Annotated in this window: 21 protein-coding genes; 18 read left to right on the plus strand and 3 right to left on the minus strand. The window is 73.2% G+C overall.

What is annotated here, in order from left to right; all coding sequences use genetic code 11:
- Positions 1-10: 10 nt before the first annotated feature.
- Positions 11-1,093 (minus strand): hypothetical protein, encoded by a 1,083-nt coding sequence (locus ACIQR3_RS08685; RefSeq protein WP_403536074.1) that lies wholly within the window; start codon positions 1,091-1,093, stop codon positions 11-13.
- 129 nt (positions 1,094-1,222) lie between these two features.
- Positions 1,223-2,800 (minus strand): oxidoreductase, encoded by a 1,578-nt coding sequence (locus ACIQR3_RS08690; protein WP_403536076.1) that lies wholly within the window; start codon positions 2,798-2,800, stop codon positions 1,223-1,225.
- A 179-nt stretch (positions 2,801-2,979) separates the two neighbouring features.
- Between ACIQR3_RS08690 and hisD the strand changes: the two genes are divergently transcribed.
- Genes hisD through hisF form a run of 8 tightly spaced genes read left to right on the plus strand, consistent with a single transcriptional unit; the run spans position 2,980 to position 8,728 of the window.
- Positions 2,980-4,323 carry a histidinol dehydrogenase gene (gene hisD, locus ACIQR3_RS08695; RefSeq protein ID WP_403536080.1) on the plus strand — a complete coding sequence of 448 codons (1,344 nt, stop codon included), beginning with the start codon at positions 2,980-2,982 and terminating at the stop codon, positions 4,321-4,323.
- A complete protein-coding gene (locus ACIQR3_RS08700; protein WP_403536083.1) occupies positions 4,320-5,432 on the plus strand; it encodes a histidinol-phosphate transaminase in 1,113 nt (370 codons plus the stop codon). Before hisD ends, ACIQR3_RS08700 begins: the two co-directional genes overlap by 4 nt.
- Entirely contained in the window at positions 5,429-6,022 is a 594-nt protein-coding gene (gene hisB / locus ACIQR3_RS08705; protein ID WP_215167901.1) for an imidazoleglycerol-phosphate dehydratase HisB, read from the plus strand. Before ACIQR3_RS08700 ends, hisB begins: the two co-directional genes overlap by 4 nt.
- Positions 6,019-6,183, plus strand: coding sequence for a hypothetical protein (locus ACIQR3_RS08710; RefSeq protein WP_215167902.1), 165 nt, complete (start codon positions 6,019-6,021; stop codon positions 6,181-6,183). Before hisB ends, ACIQR3_RS08710 begins: the two co-directional genes overlap by 4 nt.
- On the plus strand, positions 6,174-6,824 hold the full coding sequence (gene hisH, locus ACIQR3_RS08715; RefSeq protein WP_403536087.1) for an imidazole glycerol phosphate synthase subunit HisH: 651 nt from the start codon (positions 6,174-6,176) through the stop codon (positions 6,822-6,824). Before ACIQR3_RS08710 ends, hisH begins: the two co-directional genes overlap by 10 nt.
- Positions 6,825-6,828: 4 nt before the next feature.
- Positions 6,829-7,554, plus strand: coding sequence for a bifunctional 1-(5-phosphoribosyl)-5-((5-phosphoribosylamino)methylideneamino)imidazole-4-carboxamide isomerase/phosphoribosylanthranilate isomerase PriA (priA, locus tag ACIQR3_RS08720; protein ID WP_403536089.1), 726 nt, complete (start codon positions 6,829-6,831; stop codon positions 7,552-7,554).
- Positions 7,551-7,946: a RidA family protein gene (locus tag ACIQR3_RS08725; protein WP_403536092.1), complete on the plus strand. Its 396-nt coding sequence runs from the start codon at positions 7,551-7,553 to the stop codon at positions 7,944-7,946. The genes priA and ACIQR3_RS08725 overlap by 4 nt, the downstream gene beginning before the upstream one ends.
- 26 nt (positions 7,947-7,972) lie before the next feature.
- The gene (gene hisF, locus ACIQR3_RS08730; protein WP_403536095.1) at positions 7,973-8,728 is read left to right on the plus strand and encodes an imidazole glycerol phosphate synthase subunit HisF; all 756 of its coding nucleotides are present in this window, start codon (positions 7,973-7,975) and stop codon (positions 8,726-8,728) included.
- A gap of 43 nt (positions 8,729-8,771) precedes the next feature.
- Here hisF and ACIQR3_RS08735 read toward each other — a convergent pair whose 3' ends face one another.
- The gene (locus ACIQR3_RS08735; protein ID WP_403536098.1) at positions 8,772-9,407 is read right to left on the minus strand and encodes a TIGR03085 family metal-binding protein; all 636 of its coding nucleotides are present in this window, start codon (positions 9,405-9,407) and stop codon (positions 8,772-8,774) included.
- Between the two features lie 82 nt (positions 9,408-9,489).
- Here ACIQR3_RS08735 and hisI point away from each other — a divergent pair, with 82 nt between their 5' ends.
- The 10 genes from hisI (at position 9,490) to ACIQR3_RS08785 (ending at position 17,283) form a co-directional block, all read left to right on the plus strand.
- The gene (gene hisI, locus ACIQR3_RS08740; protein WP_403536101.1) at positions 9,490-9,888 is read left to right on the plus strand and encodes a phosphoribosyl-AMP cyclohydrolase; all 399 of its coding nucleotides are present in this window, start codon (positions 9,490-9,492) and stop codon (positions 9,886-9,888) included.
- 11 nt (positions 9,889-9,899) lie between these two features.
- Positions 9,900-11,405, plus strand: coding sequence for an anthranilate synthase component I (locus tag ACIQR3_RS08745; RefSeq protein WP_403536103.1), 1,506 nt, complete (start codon positions 9,900-9,902; stop codon positions 11,403-11,405).
- Positions 11,406-11,430: 25 nt separating this feature from the next.
- Positions 11,431-12,072, plus strand: a complete 642-nt coding sequence (locus ACIQR3_RS08750) for a TIGR02234 family membrane protein (protein WP_403536106.1) — start codon at positions 11,431-11,433, stop codon at positions 12,070-12,072.
- Between the two features lie 174 nt (positions 12,073-12,246).
- The gene (locus tag ACIQR3_RS08755; protein WP_403536109.1) at positions 12,247-12,504 is read left to right on the plus strand and encodes an HGxxPAAW family protein; all 258 of its coding nucleotides are present in this window, start codon (positions 12,247-12,249) and stop codon (positions 12,502-12,504) included.
- 86 nt (positions 12,505-12,590) lie between these two features.
- Positions 12,591-13,085, plus strand: a complete 495-nt coding sequence (locus tag ACIQR3_RS08760; RefSeq protein ID WP_403536112.1) for a DUF2752 domain-containing protein — start codon at positions 12,591-12,593, stop codon at positions 13,083-13,085.
- Between the two features lie 125 nt (positions 13,086-13,210).
- Positions 13,211-14,020 (plus strand): indole-3-glycerol phosphate synthase TrpC, encoded by an 810-nt coding sequence (gene trpC, locus ACIQR3_RS08765; protein ID WP_403536115.1) that lies wholly within the window; start codon positions 13,211-13,213, stop codon positions 14,018-14,020.
- Positions 14,021-14,041: 21 nt separating this feature from the next.
- On the plus strand, positions 14,042-14,281 hold the full coding sequence (gene trpM / locus ACIQR3_RS08770; protein ID WP_374198396.1) for a tryptophan biosynthesis modulator TrpM: 240 nt from the start codon (positions 14,042-14,044) through the stop codon (positions 14,279-14,281).
- Between the two features lie 66 nt (positions 14,282-14,347).
- Positions 14,348-15,631 (plus strand): tryptophan synthase subunit beta, encoded by a 1,284-nt coding sequence (gene trpB / locus ACIQR3_RS08775; RefSeq protein ID WP_403536118.1) that lies wholly within the window; start codon positions 14,348-14,350, stop codon positions 15,629-15,631.
- Positions 15,628-16,443, plus strand: a complete 816-nt coding sequence (gene trpA, locus ACIQR3_RS08780; RefSeq protein ID WP_403536120.1) for a tryptophan synthase subunit alpha — start codon at positions 15,628-15,630, stop codon at positions 16,441-16,443. Before trpB ends, trpA begins: the two co-directional genes overlap by 4 nt.
- A 63-nt stretch (positions 16,444-16,506) precedes the next feature.
- A complete protein-coding gene (locus ACIQR3_RS08785) occupies positions 16,507-17,283 on the plus strand; it encodes a DsbA family protein (protein WP_403536122.1) in 777 nt (258 codons plus the stop codon).
- Positions 17,284-17,316: the final 33 nt, after the last annotated feature.

The following is a 17,316-nucleotide window of genomic DNA, read 5'->3' on the forward strand; positions in this document are numbered from 1 at the left end:
GTCCAGAAGCCTAATGCGCGCCGGGACCGGCGTGAGAACCGCGCCCGCCGCAGACCCCGGCCGGCACCTTTCCGGCCACCGCCGCGCGGACGCCGTCGCGCACCTGGAGGAACCGGCCGAGCGGGTCCTCCGCCTCCCGGTCCCAGGGGAAGGAGGTGGCGTACGGGCCGGCCAGCCGCAGCTGCTCCAGGGCGTCCGGCCAGCGCTCCAGCCGGACCAGGACGTAGACGAGCAGGTTGCGCAGCTCCGCCGGCCAGGGGTCGGCCGCCGGCTGGGCCGCCGACAGCGCGAGGGCGAGGTCGGCCGCCGTGTCCAGCCGGGCCCGCCCCACCGCGCCCGCGCCGCCCTCGGTCAGACACCGGAAGGCCGCCCGCAGCGGCAGCGCCCGCAGCGCCGAGCCCTCGGGGGCGTCCTTGGCGGCCGTCTCGGCGAAGTCCAGGCACTCGCGGTGGGCGCCCGGCGAGGCGGCGGCCAGGTACTCCAGGGCCGCGACATGGCAGCCGTAGTGGTGCGGGCAGCGCCGTACCGCCTCCGTCCACAGCCGCTCGAACTCGGCGTGCCCGGCGTGCCGTCCCCGCGCCGAGTCCAGCGCGACCCGCCAGGGCACCGGGTCCCGGCCGCTGTTCTCGGCGGCCTCCGTGACCATCGGGGCGATCTGCCGCAGCAGCTCCACGCGGTCCGGCGACTCCCAGCACCGGTCCACCGCCAGCCGTACGGTGACCAGCCGGCCGTCCGGGTCCTCGGGGGCGGCGGTGTGCCAGGCCCGCAGCCACTCGGGGCGGGAACGCGCGAAGGCCGCCAGCCGGGCCGCGTACCGGTCGCGGTGCTCCCACCGCTCCTGCGCGCGGGTGCCGGCCAGCAGCGCGGCGGCGGGCCCGTGCGCGCCGTGCGCCGCGGCGACCAGCGCGGGCGCCAGCCGGTCGTCGGGCACGTCGAGGAGCACCTCGTCCCCGGCCGGGGGACCGGCCTGGGGACCGGTCGCAGGAGCGGCCGAAGCGCCGGCCGAGGGGCCGGCCGCCGGGCGGGGGGAGGCGCCTCGCAGCCGAGTCGTGCGGCGGAGGAACGCGCGTAGACGGGCCATGGTGTCGACCATTGAAAGTCCGCGGTTCGGGACGGCGCCAGAGGGTTCACCGAACCTGTGGAAAGTTGTATGGACGGTGGTAAAGGGCGAGTAAAAGGTGAAGGTTCTTCGCGTTCTCGCGGCGCTCTCGCGGCGGTGGGTTCAGTTCCGCCGCAGGGTCCGCGTCGCCCCCGCCGCGACCGTCGAGGCCAGCACCCAGCCCAGCAGGATCAGCGCCGCCGCCAGCCACTGCCAGCCGCCGGCCAGCCGCCAGTAGCTCACCTGGCCCAGGTCGATCACGGGCACCAGCAGGTCCAGCGAGAAGAGTGCCGGGTTCCACGCCGGATGCTCGCCGCCCTTGAGCGGCGCCAGATCGGCGTACGAGAACGCCAGCGAGCCGGCCGCCCACAGCACCGCCAGCCACGCCGCCGCCCGCCCCGGGCGGTATCCGTAGCCGACGGTCCAGTCCTGGAGGTACCCCCACAGCTTGGTGCCGAGCGGCAGGCCCTCGCGGCGCCGGCGCTGCTTGGCGAGCAGCACCTCGCGGGCGTCCTCCTCCTCGCCGCCCGCCTTGAGCACCGCCGCGAGCAGCTCGTACGGCTCCGGGTTGTACTCGGCGGTCGCGGCGACCACCCACTCCAGCCGCTCGGCCAGCGGGAACGGGCCCCGCGGCACCAGGTTCTCGTAGCTGAAGCCGCCCATGTGCAGCCGGCCCGGCCCCGGCCAGCTGTCCGCCCGGTCGATCAGGTTGACGACCCGCGCCCCCGACAGCACCACCCGGCCCAGCGCCGGCCGCTCCCCGAGGAAGCGCAGCTCGGACGCCTGCACCCGGCGCAGCGACACCTCCTGGAGCTCGGTGAGGACGAAGCGGGCCTGCTCGCAGTCGACCGCGTCGCCGAACCGCCCGTCGTCCAGCCGTATCCCGCCCTCGCACTCGAACCGCTGGATCCGCGTCCCCTCCGCCGGTGTCGTGCCCATGAGCAGCGGGTTGCCCAGGCTCCCCGGCGTCAGGTACAGCGAGCGTTCCACGGTCAGCTGCGGGGCGTTCAGCGCGAACCGGGCGCGGGGGTTGACCAGCCGGGCGCCGCGCAGGCTCAGCGAGACGCCGATCTGGGCGCTGCGCAGCCGCAGCTCGCCGTGCGACTCCAGCATGTCCGCCTGGAGGTCCTGCCCGATGGACAGACCGTCCCCGGCGATCGACCGGCCGCTGCGGTCGTGGTGCACCACCGCCTGGTTGAGCAGCAGGTCGGTGCCTATCTGGGCGTCGGTCAGCCGCACCCCGCCCGGAAACCGGCAGCGCGGCAGATGCAGGTCGCCCTCGGTCTGCAGCCGGGCCGCCTCCAGCCGGGGCACACGGCAGTCCACCAGCCGGAGCGTGGTGAACCGCGCCTCCGGCAGCAGCACCTCCCGCTCGAACCGGCAGCGGCGCAGCTCCACGTAGGGCGCCACGGTGCCGCCCGCCAGGTCCATCGTGCCGCTGATCAGCACGCCGACCAGCTTCAGCGAGGACACCCGGCCGGCCAGCGCGGGCGGTCCGTCCAGCAGCAGCCAGCACACGACGCGGGCCCGCACGGTCCGCTCCGGCCCCCACGGCAGCCGGCCGTGCGGATCGTCGACCGCGGCGTCACCGCTGCTCAGGTCGTACACGGAGCCGTTGCGGAACGCCTGCCACATCCCCGCCTCGGCCGCCGTCAGGTCGTCGGGCAGCTCCGCGGCGCGGAGTTCTGCCACCTCGGTCACGGCTTTTCACTTCCTCCCCTGCTGCTTACGGGTCATCACCCTCGTACAACCGTTCATGCCCGCAGAGTGAGGCCGCGAATACTCTTGGTGATGATTATTCGGAGGAATCCGGGGCCGGGGTGTATCAGTGAGTGGAACGCGCGACCGGGGTCCGACGCGGGTCTGAGAGAATTGGTCGCGTGATCTCCCGAATCGATCTGCGCGGCGACGCCCTCCCCGAGGGCCCCGCCCTGCGCGACCTGCTGCCCCGAGCCGACTTCGACGTCTCGGCCGCCCTGGAGAAGGTGCGTCCGATCTGCGAGGACGTGCATCATCGGGGCGACGCGGCGCTGATCGACTTCGCCGAGCGGTTCGACGGCGTCAGCCTGGAGCGGGTGCGAGTGCCCGCCGAGGCCCTGGAGAAGGCCCTCGACGAGCTGGACCCGGCCGTGCGCGCGGCCCTGGAGGAGTCCGTCCGCCGTGCCCGTCTGGTCCACCGCGCCCAGCGCCGGACCACGCACACCACCCAGGTCGTGCCCGGCGGCACGGTCACCGAGAAGTGGGTGCCGGTGGACCGCGTGGGCCTGTACGCGCCCGGCGGACGCTCGGTCTACCCGTCCTCCGTGATCATGAACGTGGTGCCCGCGCAGGAGGCCGGCGTCCCCTCGATCGCGCTCGCCTCCCCCGCCCAGGCCCCCGCTTTTGAAAATGATCCAGCCGGTGGCCTGCCCCACCCGACCATCCTCGCCGCCTGCGCCCTGCTCGGCGTCGACGAGGTCTACGCGGCCGGCGGCGCCACCGCCGTCGCGATGTTCGCGTACGGCACCGAGTCCTGCCCGCCGGCGAACATGGTCACCGGCCCCGGCAACATCTGGGTCGCCGCCGCCAAGCGCTACTTCACCGGGAAGATCGGCATCGACGCCGAGGCCGGCCCCACCGAGATCGCCGTCCTCGCCGACGCCACCGCCGACCCGGCGCACGTCGCCGCCGACCTGATCAGCCAGGCCGAGCACGACCCGCTGGCCGCGGCCGTCCTGGTCACCGACTCCGCCGAACTGGCCGACGCGGTGGAGCGGGAGCTGGAGCCGCAGGTCGCCGCGACCAAGCACGTCGAGGACCGGGTCGTCCCCGCGCTCAAGGGCGAGCAGTCCGCCATCGTCCTGGTCGACAGCGTCGAAGCGGGCCTGAAGGTCGTCGACGCCTACGGTGCCGAACACCTGGAGATCCAGACCGCCGACGCCGCCGAGGTGGCCGGCCGGGTGCGCAACGCGGGCGCGGTCTTCATCGGCCCCTGGGCGCCCGTCTCGCTCGGCGACTACGCCGCCGGGTCCAACCACGTCCTGCCCACCGGCGGCTGCGCCTGCCACTCCTCCGGCCTGTCCGTGCAGTCCTTCCTGCGCGGCATCCACATCGTCGACTACACGCGCGACGCGCTGGCCGAGGTCGCCCACCACGTGGTGACGCTGGCCGAGGCGGAGGACCTGCCGGCCCACGGGGCGGCGATCAAGGCGAGGTTCGACTGGAAGGTTCCCGAGGGCAAGTGAGCACCACCCGCATCGACGATCTCCCCGTACGGGACGAACTGCGCGGCAAGTCCCCCTACGGCGCGCCCCAGCTCGACGTCCCCGTCCGGCTGAACACCAACGAGAACCCGTACCCGCTCCCCGAGGAGCTGGTCGACCGCATCACCGAGCGGGTCCGTGAGGCCGCCCGCGACCTCAACCGCTACCCCGACCGGGACGCGGTCGAGCTGCGCACCAGGCTCGCCGCGTACCTCACCGAGACGTCCGGGCACCCCCTCGGCGTCGAGAACGTGTGGGCGGCCAACGGCTCCAACGAGGTCATCCAGCAGCTGCTGCAGACCTTCGGCGGCCCCGGCCGCACCGCCATCGGCTTCGAGCCGTCGTACTCGATGCACGGGCTCATCGCCCGGGGCACGGGGACGGGCTGGATCTCCGGTCCCCGCAACGACGACTTCACCATCGACCTCGCGGCGGCGCGGAAGGCCGTCGCCGAGCACCGTCCCGACGTCGTCTTCATCACCACCCCCAACAACCCCACGGGCACCGCCGTCCCCCCGGAGACGGTCCGCGCGCTGTACGACGCGGCGCAGGCGGCGAAGCCCTCCATGGTCGTCCTGGACGAGGCGTACATCGAGTTCAGCCACGGCGACTCGCTGCTGGAGCTGCTCGACGGCCGCCCGCACCTCGTGGTCTCCCGGACCATGTCCAAGGCGTTCGGCGCCGCCGGACTGCGCCTGGGCTACCTCGCCGCCGACCCGGCCGTGGTCGACGCCGTCCAGCTCGTCCGGCTGCCGTACCACCTCTCCGCCGTCACCCAGGCGACCGCGCTGGCCGCCCTGGAGCACACCGGCACCCTGCTGAAGTACGTCGAGCAGCTCAAGACCGAACGGGACCGGTTGGTTTCCGAACTGCTCGCCCTCGGCTACGAAGTGACCGACTCGGACGCGAACTTCGTCCAGTTCGGGCGGTTCGACGACGCCCACGCGGTCTGGCAGCAGATCCTCGACCGGGGCGTCCTGGTCCGGGACAACGGCGTACCGGGATGGCTGCGGGTCACCGCCGGCACCCCGGCCGAGAACGACGCGTTCCTCGACGCGGTACGTGAACTCAAGAAGGAGCAGACGGCATGAGCCGCGTAGGACGCGTGGAGCGCGTGACCAAGGAGACCTCGGTCCTCGTCGAGATCGACCTCGACGGCACCGGCAAGACCGACATCGCCACCGGCGTCGGCTTCTACGACCACATGCTCGACCAGCTCGGCCGGCACGGTCTGTTCGACCTCACCGTGAAGACCGAGGGCGACCTGCACATCGACTCCCACCACACCATCGAGGACACCGCCCTCGCGCTGGGCGCCGCCTTCAAGCAGGCCCTCGGCGACAAGGTGGGCATCTACCGCTTCGGCAACTGCACGGTCCCGCTGGACGAGTCCCTCGCCCAGGTCACCGTCGACCTGTCCGGCCGCCCCTACCTCGTGCACACCGAGCCCGAGACCATGGCGCCGATGATCGGCGAGTACGACGTCACCATGACCCGGCACATCCTGGAGTCCTTCGTCGCCCAGGCCCAGGTCGCCCTGCACGTCCACGTGCCCTACGGGCGCAACGCCCACCACATCGTGGAGTGCCAGTTCAAGGCGCTGGCCCGGGCGCTCAGGTACGCCTCCGAGCGCGACCCGCGCGCGGCCGGCATCCTGCCCTCCACGAAGGGCGCGCTGTGAACGGCACCTCGACCGTACTGATCGTCGTCGGCCTCTTCCTGGTCGGCGGGATCATCTCGTTCGCCAAGCAGGAGATGCCCAAGGGCCTGATCGTGCTGCTCTCCCTCGGCGCCGCGATGTGTCTGCTGGCGGGCATCCTGAGGCTGGAGGTGTGGAATTGAGCACGCCCACGAAGAAGGTCGTGGTCTTCGACTACGGCTTCGGCAACGTGCGCTCCGCCGAGCGCGCCCTCGCCCGCGCGGGAGCCGACGTCGAGATCACCCGTGACTTCGACACGGCGATGAACGCCGACGGCCTGCTCGTCCCCGGCGTCGGCGCCTTCGCCGCCTGCATGAAGGGGCTCAAGGAGGCGCGCGGCGACTGGATCGTCGACCGGCGCCTGGCCGGCGGACGCCCGGTGATGGGCATCTGCGTCGGCATGCAGATCCTCTTCGCCCGCGGCATCGAGCACGGCGTCGAGGCCGAGGGCCTGGACGAGTGGCCCGGCACGGTCGGACCGCTCCAGGCCGACGTCGTCCCGCACATGGGCTGGAACACCGTCGAGCCTCCCGCGGACTCCCAGCTCTTCGCGGGCCTGGACGCGGACGCCCGCTTCTACTTCGTGCACTCCTACGCCGTCCACGACTGGTCGCTGGAGACGCACAACCCCGCGATGACCGCCCCCAAGGTCACCTGGTCCACCCACGGCAAGCCCTTCGTGGCCGCCGTGGAGAACGGCGTCCTGTGGGCCACCCAGTTCCACCCCGAGAAGTCCGGCGACGCCGGTGCCCAGCTCCTCACCAACTGGATCGGAACCCTGTAGCGACATGGCCAAGCTCGAACTCCTCCCCGCCGTCGACGTCCGCGACGGCCAGGCCGTCCGCCTCGTGCACGGCGAGTCCGGCACCGAGACGTCCTACGGCTCCCCCCTGGAGGCCGCCCTCGCCTGGCAGAACTCCGGCGCCGAGTGGCTGCACCTGGTCGACCTGGACGCCGCCTTCGGCACCGGCGACAACCGCGCGCTGATCGCCGAGGTCGCCGGGGCCATGGACATCAAGGTGGAGCTGTCCGGCGGCATCCGCGACGACGACACCCTCGCCGCCGCCCTCGCCACCGGCTGCACCCGCGTCAACCTGGGCACCGCGGCCCTGGAGACCCCCGAGTGGGTCGCCAAGATCATCGCCGAGCACGGCGACAAGATCGCCGTCGGCCTCGACGTACGCGGCACCACGCTGCGCGGCCGGGGCTGGACCCGCGACGGCGGCGACCTCTACGAGACGCTGGCCCGCCTCGACCAGGAGGGCTGCGCCCGCTACGTCGTCACCGACATCGCCAAGGACGGCACCCTCCAGGGCCCCAACCTGGAACTGCTGAAGAACGTCTGCGCGGCCACCGACCGCCCGGTCGTCGCCTCCGGCGGCGTCTCCTCCCTGGACGACCTGCGGGCGCTGGCCGGACTGGTCCCGCTCGGTGTCGAAGGCGCCATCGTCGGGAAGGCCCTGTACGCGAAGGCGTTCACCCTGGAAGAAGCCTTGGAGGCTGTGTCGCGATGACATCCGAAGCCGTGCGGCGCGTGCAGAGCGGAAGTCCCTGGGAAGAGTCCTTCGGTTTCGCACGCGCCGTCGCGGCGGGCGACCGGGTCGTCGTGGCGGGCACGACGGCCTTCAAGGGCGATGTGCTGTACGGCGAGGGCGACCCGTACGAGCAGGCCAAGGTCGCCTTCGCCACCGCGCTGGACGCGGTCGGCGAGTTCGGGCTGGGCGTCGAGTCCGTGATCCGCACCCGGGTGTACCTGGCGCACTCCCGGGACGTCGACGCGGTGGGGCGGGCCCACAAGGAGCTGTTCGACGCCGTACGCCCGGTCACGACCCTGCTGGTCGTGCAGGGTTTCATCGACTCCCGGGTCCTGGTGTCGGTGGAAGTGGAAGCATTCAGAGGACAGTAAGCACTGTTAAGAGGAGCCGTGGATTCATGACCCTGGCGGTCCGAGTCATCCCCTGCCTGGACGTGGACGGCGGCCGGGTCGTCAAGGGCGTCAACTTCCAGAACCTGCGCGACGCGGGCGACCCCGTCGAGATGGCCAAGGTGTACGACGCCGAGGGCGCCGACGAGCTGACGTTCCTGGACATCACCGCCTCCTCGGGCAACCGGGAGACCACCTACGACGTCGTGCGCCGCACCGCCGAGCAGGTCTTCATCCCGCTCACCGTCGGCGGTGGCGTGCGCACCGCCGAGGACGTCGACAAGCTGCTGCGGGCGGGCGCCGACAAGGTCGGCGTCAACACGGCGGCGATCGCCCGCCCGGACCTGATCCGCGAGATCGCCGAGCGGTTCGGCCGGCAGGTGCTGGTGCTCTCCGTGGACGCCCGCCGTACCGCGGCCGGCACCTTCGAGGTCACCACCCACGGCGGCCGCAAGGGCACCGGCATCGACGCCGTCGAGTGGGCGCACCGCGCCGCCGAACTGGGCGCCGGCGAGATCCTGCTGAACAGCATGGACGCGGACGGCACCAAGGACGGCTACGACCTGGAGATGATCACGGCGGTGCGCGAGCACGTCACCGTCCCGGTCATCGCCTCCGGCGGCGCCGGCAAGCTCACCGACTTCCCGCCGGCCGTCGCCGCGGGCGCCGACGCGGTGCTGGCCGCGTCCGTGTTCCACTTCGGCGACCTGCGGATCGGCGAGGTGAAGGAGACGCTGCGGGGGGCGGGGCACGCGGTGCGGTGACGCCGCGCCCCTTGCGGGGCACGCGTCACCGCGCGCGGTCAGGTCACAGACCGAGCTGTTTCGTCTCGTGCACCCGGGCGATCGCCTCCTTGTCGCCGTCCAGCTCCACCGCCGCCGCGCTCTGCCGCCCGAAGGCGAACAGCAGCAGCTCGGAGGGCTCGCCGGTCACCGTCACCACCGGCGTGCCGCGGTGGGCGACCGCCGTCTGCCCGTCCGGGCGGCGCAGCACAAGCCCCGTCGGCACACCGCGGCCCAGCAGCCGGGCCGTGCGCTCCAGCCGGGACCACAGGGCGTCCTGGAAGACCGGGTCCAGCTCCCGCGGCGTCCAGTCCGGCTGGGCCCGGCGGACGTCCTCGGTGTGGACGTAGAACTCCACCGTGTTGGCCGCCTCGTCGACCTGCTTGACGGCGAACGGGGAGAAGCGCGGCGGGCCGGAGCGCAGGAGCTGGAGCAGCTCCTCGTAGGGCTTCGCGGCGTACTCCTCCATCACCCGTTCCAGCCGGGACGCCAGCGGCTTGATCACGGCGCCGCCCACCGCGTCCGGCCGCCGCTCGCGCACCACCAGGTGCGCGGCGAGGTCACGGGTGCGCCAGCCCTCGCACAGGGTGGGGGCGTCCGGGCCCGCGGTCTCCAACAGCTCGGTGAGCAGAAGGCGTTCACGCTTGGCGAAAGTCGACATGGGGCCAGCCTACGGCCGCGCACCGGGTCCGCACAGTGGACGGCGCCGGGCCGCCCGCCGCCCACCCGGCACAATGGACGGCATGACCAGCACGCCCCCCGGCAGGACCGGCGCACTCGACCCGGATCTCGCCGCCCGCCTCAAGCGCAGCCCCGACGGCCTCCTGCCCGCCATCGCCCAGCAGTACGACACCGGTGAGGTGCTGATGCTCGGCTGGATGGACGACGAGGCACTGCACCGCACGCTGACCACCGGCCGCTGCACCTACTGGTCGCGCAGCCGCCGGGAGTACTGGGTCAAGGGCGACACCTCCGGCCACGTCCAGTGGGTCAAGTCCGTCGCCCTGGACTGCGACGCCGACACCGTGCTGGTCAAGGTCGACCAGGTCGGCGCCGCGTGCCACACCGGCGCCCGCACCTGCTTCGACGAGGACGTGCTGCTCAAGGACGGCGATCTCGGCAGCCCGGCCGGCGATCAGTAAGGTCTGCCGCCATGGACCTCGACACGTTCCGCAAGCTGGCCGCCGACCGACGGGTCGTCCCGGTCACCCGCAAGCTCCTCGCCGACGGCGACACCCCGGTCGCGCTGTACCGCAAACTCGCCGCCGAGCGCCCCGGCACCTTCCTGCTGGAGTCCGCCGAGAACGGGCGTTCCTGGTCCCGGTACTCCTTCGTCGGCGTCCGCAGCGCCGCCACCCTCACCGAACGGGACGGCCGCACCCACTGGCTCGGCACCCCGCCCGTCGGCGTCCCCGTCGACGGCGACCCGCTCGCCGCGCTCCGCGCCACCGTCGAGACCCTGCACACCCCCCGTCAGGACGGCCTGCCCCCGTTCACCGGCGGCATGGTCGGCTACCTCGGCTACGACATCGTCCGCCGCCTGGAGAAGGTCGGCCCCGGGGAGCGCGACGACCTGAAGCTCCCCGAGCTGACCATGCTGCTCACCAGCGACCTCGCCGTGATGGACCACTGGGAGGGCACGGTCGTGCTGATCGCCAACGCGATCAACCACAACGACCGGGACACCGGCGTCGACGAGGCGTACGCCGACGCGGTCGCCCGGCTGGACGCCATGGAGGCCGACCTGTCGCGCCCGGTGGCCCAGCCGCCCGCCGTGCTGCCGCCCTCCGAGCTGCCCGAGTACACCGCGCGCTGGGGCGGCCCCGACTTCCAGGAGGCCGTCGAGGACATCAAGGAGCGCATCCGCGCGGGCGAGGCCTTCCAGGTCGTCCCCTCGCAGCGCTTCGAGACGCCGTGCGCCGCGAGCGCCCTGGACGTCTACCGGGTCCTGCGGGCCACCAACCCGTCGCCGTACATGTACCTGTTCCGCTTCGACGGCTTCGACGTCGTCGGCTCGTCCCCCGAGGCCCTGGTCAAGGTCGAGGACGGCCGGGCCCTGCTGCACCCCATCGCCGGCACCCGGCACCGGGGCGCCACCCCCCAGGAGGACCAGGCCCTCGCCGACGAACTCCTCGCCGACCCCAAGGAGCGCGCCGAGCACCTCATGCTCGTCGACCTCGGCCGCAACGACCTCGGGCGGGTCTGCGAACCGGGCTCCGTCGAGGTCGTCGACTTCATGTCCGTCGAGCGGTACTCGCACGTCATGCACATCGTCTCCACGGTCACCGGCCGTGTCGCCCCCGGCCGCACCGCCTTCGACGTCCTCACCGCCTGCTTCCCGGCCGGCACCCTCTCCGGTGCCCCCAAGCCGCGCGCCCTGCAGATCATCGACGAACTCGAACCCTCCCGGCGCGGCCTGTACGGCGGCTGCGTCGGCTACCTCGACTTCGCCGGCGACTCCGACACCGCCATCGCCATCCGCACCGCCCTGCTGCGCGACGGCACCGCCTACGTCCAGGCGGGCGCCGGCGTCGTCGCCGACTCCGACCCGGTCGCCGAGGACACCGAGTGCCGCAACAAGGCGGCGGCGGTGCTGCGGGCGGTGCACACCGCGAGCCGGCTCGGCGGAAGGGACGAGGCTCACGTGAACCCCGCGTGACCGTTTCACCGGGGTTCAGGCGATAGTGGAGTACGTGACTGCTGTTCCTCACCCCCGTACCGAAGCCGCGGGACCCGCCCGGTCCGGCCGCCGTAGCCTCGCCCTCGCGCTGCTGAGCGGTGCCCTGGGCGCGGCCGTCGCCCTGCTGGCCACCCGCCAGGAGTGGTCCCACGGCACCGCGACGGTGGCCGGCGGCGACTTCCCCCTGACCGCCCAGGGCAGCGACGTCACGGGCGTTCCCGCGGCGCTCGCCATAGTGGGGCTCGCCGCGCTCGTCGCCGTCTTCGCCGTCCGCCGCACCGGGCGGTACGTCGTCGCCGCCCTGCTCGCGCTGTGCGGCGCGGGCACCGTGGCCGCCGCCGTGACCGGCGCCTCCGACAGCGCCGCCCTCGACGACCAGGCCGCGCAGGCCGCCGGCGCCACCTCGGCCACCGTCCACGCCCTCGGCCACACCGCCTGGCCCTACGTCGCGGCGGCGGGCGGCGCGCTGCTCCTGCTGGCCGGGCTGCTCGCCCTGCGCTACGGCCGGCAGTGGCCCGCGATGTCCGGCCGCTACGAGCGCTCCGGCGCCCCCCGCCCGCGCCGCACCGCCAAGGCCGCCGATCCCGACCGCCCCGAGGAGCTGTGGAAGGCGCTCGACCGCGGCGAGGACCCGACCGGGGCCTGACGCGGCACGCGCGCGCGGGGCGCGATTACGGGTACGCGCGCGTGGGCACCCGTGCCGGTGGCCGTGCGCGTTGCGCACCCCACCGCACACCGCACGCGCGCGTGCGGGAGAATGAACGGGAGCGTCCAGCTCAAGCACGTACAGCGACACGTACACGGCAACGAGGAGCCAGCAATGTCGGACAGCAGCCACGGCCACACCCCGGCCGCCTGGACCGGTGTCATCATCGCCTTCATCGGTTTCTGCATCGCGGGCGTCTTCATGGTGATGGCCCAGCCGGTGGGCTTCTGGGTCGGTATGGCGATCACCCTCCTCGGTGCCGCCGTCGGCGGGATCATGCGCATGATGGGCATGGGCCAGCCGAAGGACACCCACCCGGTGCACAAGACCACCGAGCCGGGACAGCGGCAGCCCGCGGGCATCAAGGCCTGACCGGACGCCGTACCCGCGCGACCCGGCCGAGGGGCGGCCGGCACCTGGGTGCCGGGGCCGCCCCTCACGCGCGCGCAGGGGGCACAATGCGGGGCATGGACGCCGAACGCCGGGACCCGCCGCACCCGCCCGCCCGCGCCACCGCCCCGCCCGCCCGCGCCACCGCACGGGCCGGCCACGTCCCCGCACGGGCCGCCCGGACGGCCGCCCCGGCCGCCGTGCTCGCCGCCGTCGCCGGGGCCTTCGCCTACGTCGGCACGGTCGACCCCAACGAACCCGGCCACTACCCCGTCTGCCCGCTGCTGCGCTTCACCGGCGTCTACTGCCCCGGCTGCGGCGGCCTGCGCAGCGCCCACGCGCTCGTCCACGGCGACCTGGCGACGGCGCTCCAGGCCAACGCCCTGGCCGTCGCCGGCTTTCTGGCCCTGGCCGTCCTGTGGACCGTCTGGGTGGCGCGCGCGGTCCGCGGCCGTCCGCTGCGGATCGACCTCGGCCCCGTGCACCTGTGGACGCTGGGCGTGCCCCTGCTGGTCTTCACCGTCGTCCGGAACCTGCCGTTCGGTGGCTGGCTGCACCCTTGACCGCGCGCCGGACGTCCAGGTGGCGGGACCGGCGTCAACCGGATGCGAGACCGGTGCCCTCCTGCGGATACCATCGGAGCGAAGCCGTACCCGGAACCGAACCGTCTGAAAGGGGGGCCGCTCGCGTGAGTGTGCTCGACGAGATCATCGACGGAGTCCGCGCCGACCTGGCGGAGCGGCAGGCGCGCGTCAGCCTCGACGAGCTCAAGGAGCGCGCGGCCAAGGCCCCCGCCGCGAAGGACGGTGCCGCCGCGCTCAAGGGCGACGGCGTCAAGGTCATCTGCGAGGTCAAGCGCTCCAGCCCGTCCAAGGGCGCGCTGGCCGCCATCGCCGACCCCGCCGCCCTCGCCGCGGACTACGAGGCGGGCGGCGCCGCCGTCATCTCGGTCCTCACCGAGCAGCGCCGCTTCGGCGGCTCGCTGGCCGACCTGGAGGCCGTCCGCGCCCGCGTGGACATCCCCGTCCTGCGCAAGGACTTCATCGTCACCTCGTACCAGCTGTGGGAGGCCCGGGCCTACGGCGCCGACCTCGCGCTGCTGATCGTCGCCGCCCTGGACCAGCCGGCCCTGGAGTCGCTGATCGAGCGCGCCGAGTCCATCGGCCTCACCCCGCTGGTCGAGGTCCACGACGAGGACGAGGTGGACCGCGCGGTCGAGGCGGGCGCCAGGGTCATCGGGGTCAACGCGCGCGACCTGAAGACGCTCAAGGTCGACCGCGGCACCTTCGAGCGGGTCGCCCCCGAGATCCCCGAGGGCCTGATCAAGGTCGCCGAGTCCGGCGTCCGCGGCCCGCACGACCTGATCGCCTACGCCAACGAGGGCGCCGACGCCGTCCTGGTCGGCGAGTCCCTGGTCACCGGCCGCGACCCCAAGGCCGCGGTGGCCGACCTGGTGGCGGCGGGCGAACACCCGGCACTGCGGCACGGCCGGAGCTGACACCCCGGTAGGCTTGCCCCGATGACTCTCCTGCTCGCCTCGGTGTCCCGGGACCCGTACGCCCGCCTCGCGCGCGGCTGCCGGCCCCGGGGCTGCCGCGCGCCCGCCCGGCGGGTCCACGGCCGCAGGGTTCGCTACGTCATCGGTGACGAACCGGGGCAGGTCAACGGACGGCGATGGCAGCGGGCCTTCCAGGGGCGCGGGGCCGTATCCGATGTGCGACTGCCGTCGCGTGGGCGCGACCAGCCGCAGACGGCCTGAAGCAGGCCGACCACCCCGCCCCCACGGCGATCCGTGTCTTCCCCACACTCACCGTGAGGTTCCCGCATGCCCAGCACCTTCTTCATCCCCGACCCCGAGGGTCAGGTCCCCAGCCCCGAAGGCTACTTCGGGGCGTACGGCGGCAAGTTCATCCCGGAGGCCCTCGTCGCCGCCGTGGACGAGGTCGCCGTCGAGTACGACAAGGCCAAGCACGACCCCGAGTTCGCCCGTGAACTCGACGACCTGCTGGTGAACTACACCGGCCGCCCCAGCGCCCTCACCGAGGTCCCCCGGTTCGCCGAGCACGCCGGCGGCGCCCGCGTCTTCCTCAAGCGCGAGGACCTCAACCACACCGGCTCCCACAAGATCAACAACGTGCTGGGCCAGGCCCTGCTGACCAAGCGCATGGGCAAGACCCGGGTCATCGCCGAGACCGGGGCCGGCCAGCACGGCGTCGCCACGGCCACCGCCTGCGCCCTCTTCGGCCTCGACTGCACCATCTACATGGGCGAGGTCGACACCGAGCGCCAGGCCCTCAACGTGGCCCGGATGCGGATGCTCGGCGCCGAGGTCATCGCCGTGAAGTCGGGCAGCCGCACGCTGAAGGACGCCATCAACGAGGCGTTCCGCGACTGGGTCGCCAACGTCGACCGCACCCACTATCTCTTCGGCACGGTCGCCGGCCCGCACCCCTTCCCGGCGATGGTCCGCGACTTCCACCGCGTCATCGGCGTCGAGGCCCGCCGCCAGCTCCTGGAGCGGGCCGGACGGCTGCCCGACGCCGCGATCGCCTGCGTCGGCGGCGGCTCCAACGCCATCGGTCTCTTCCACGCCTTCATCCCCGACACCGGCGTCCGCCTCATCGGCTGCGAGCCCGCCGGGCACGGCATCGAGACCGGCGAGCACGCGGCCACCCTCTCGGCCGGCGAGCCCGGCATCCTGCACGGCTCCCGCTCCTACGTCCTCCAGGACGAGGAGGGCCAGATCACCGAGCCGTACTCGATCTCGGCGGGCCTGGACTACCCCGGTATCGGCCCGGAGCACTCCTACCTCAAGGACTCCGGCCGCGGCGAGTACCGGGCCGTCACCGACGCCGCCGCGATGGAGGCCCTGCGCCTGCTGTCGCGCACCGAGGGCATCATCCCGGCCATCGAGTCCGCCCACGCCCTCGCCGGTGCCCTGGAGGTCGGCAAGGAGCTGGGCCCGGACGGGCTGATCGTCGTCAACCTCTCCGGCCGGGGCGACAAGGACATGGACACCGCCGCCCGCTGGTTCGGGCTCTACGACACCGACGCCGAGGTCGCCGACGACGCCGCCGGCACCGCCGAGATCGAGGGGGACGCCAAGTGAGCGGGAACCTGCACCTGCTGGACGACACCCTCGCCGCCGCCAAGGCCGAGGGCCGCGCCGCCCTCATCGCCTACCTGCCGGCCGGCTTCCCGACCGTGGACGGCGGCATCGAGGCGGTCAAGGCCGTCGTCGACGGCGGCGCCGACGTCGTCGAGGTCGGCCTGCCGCACAGCGACCCGGTGCTCGACGGACCGGTCATCCAGACCGCCGACGACATCGCCCTGCGCGGCGGCGTGAAGATCGCCGACGTACTGCGCACGGTCCGCGAGGCGTACCAGGCCACCGGCAAGCCGATCCTCGTCATGACGTACTGGAACCCGATCGACCGCTACGGCGTCGAGCGGTTCACCGCGGAGCTGGCCGAGGCGGGCGGCGCCGGGTGCATCCTGCCCGACCTGCCCGTGCAGGAGTCGGCGCTGTGGCAGGAGCACGCCGCCAAGCACGGCCTCGCCACCGTCTTCGTGGTCGCCCCCAGCAGCAAGGACGAGCGGCTCGCCGCCATCACCGAGGCCGGCACCGGCTTCGTCTACGCCGCCTCCCTGATGGGCGTCACCGGCACCCGCGAGTCGGTCAGCTCCCAGGCCGAGGACCTGGTCCGGCGCACCCGCGCCACCACGTCCACCCCGGTCTGCGTCGGCCTCGGCGTCTCCACCCCCGCCCAGGCCGCCGAGGTCGCCCGCTTCGCCGACGGCGTCATCGTCGGCTCGGCGTTCGTCAAGCGGATGCTGGACGCCCCCGACCACGCGGCCGGCATCGAGGGCGTGCGCGCCCTCGCCGGGGACCTCGCCCAGGGCGTACGCGGTCACGCGTAACTCGTACGGGTGGACCTGCGACCGGGGAGGCGCGGTGCGCCTCCCCGGTTCGTTCTGCGGGGTGTGAGCGAGAAGAACCGTGAGGGAAAGCGGACCGCCCGCGAGCGGCTGGCGGCCGAGCGCGAGAAGCAGAAGAGCGCGGACAAGCGCCGCCGCGCGCTGATCGTGGGCGCCACCGTCGTCGGTGTCCTGGGCGTCGCCGCGGCGATCGGCGTGGTGGCGGCCGAGGCCGGCAAGGACGGCGGCGACGAAGCGGCGTCGGGGCCGGTCACGGCGCCCTCGGGCGCCCAGGGCAAGGACGGCCTCGCGATCCCCGTCGGCAAGGAGAGCGCCGGGTCGACGCTGACCGTCTGGGAGGACTTCCGCTGCCCCGCCTGCAAGAACTTCGAACAGACCTACCGCTCGGTGATCCATGAGCTGACCGCCGCCGGACAGCTCAAGGTCGACTACCACCTGGCGACCATCATCGACGGCAACATGGGCGGCACCGGCTCCCGCACCGCGGCCAACGCCGCGGCCTGCGCCCAGGACGCCGGGAAGTTCCCGGCCTACCACGACGTGCTCTTCGACAACCAGCCCGCCGAGAGCGACGACGCCTACGCCGAGACCGACAAGCTGATCGAGCTGGCCGGCAAGGTCGACGGCCTCGACACGCCCGCCTTCCGCGAGTGCGTCACGAACGGCACCCACAACGGCTGGGTCGACAAGTCGGCCGCCGCCTTCCTCGACGGCGACTTCACCGGCACGCCCACCGTCCTGTTCGGCGGCAAGAACATCTACGCGGACCAGTCGATGACCCCGGCGAAGCTGAAGCAGATGGTGGAGGACGCCGCCCGGTAGGCCCTTGCCCGGGGCGCCTGTTATGGACCCGTA

This window comes from Streptomyces sp. NPDC090994 (assembly GCF_044768905.1).
Taxonomy (GTDB): Bacteria; Actinomycetota; Actinomycetes; order Streptomycetales; family Streptomycetaceae; genus Streptomyces.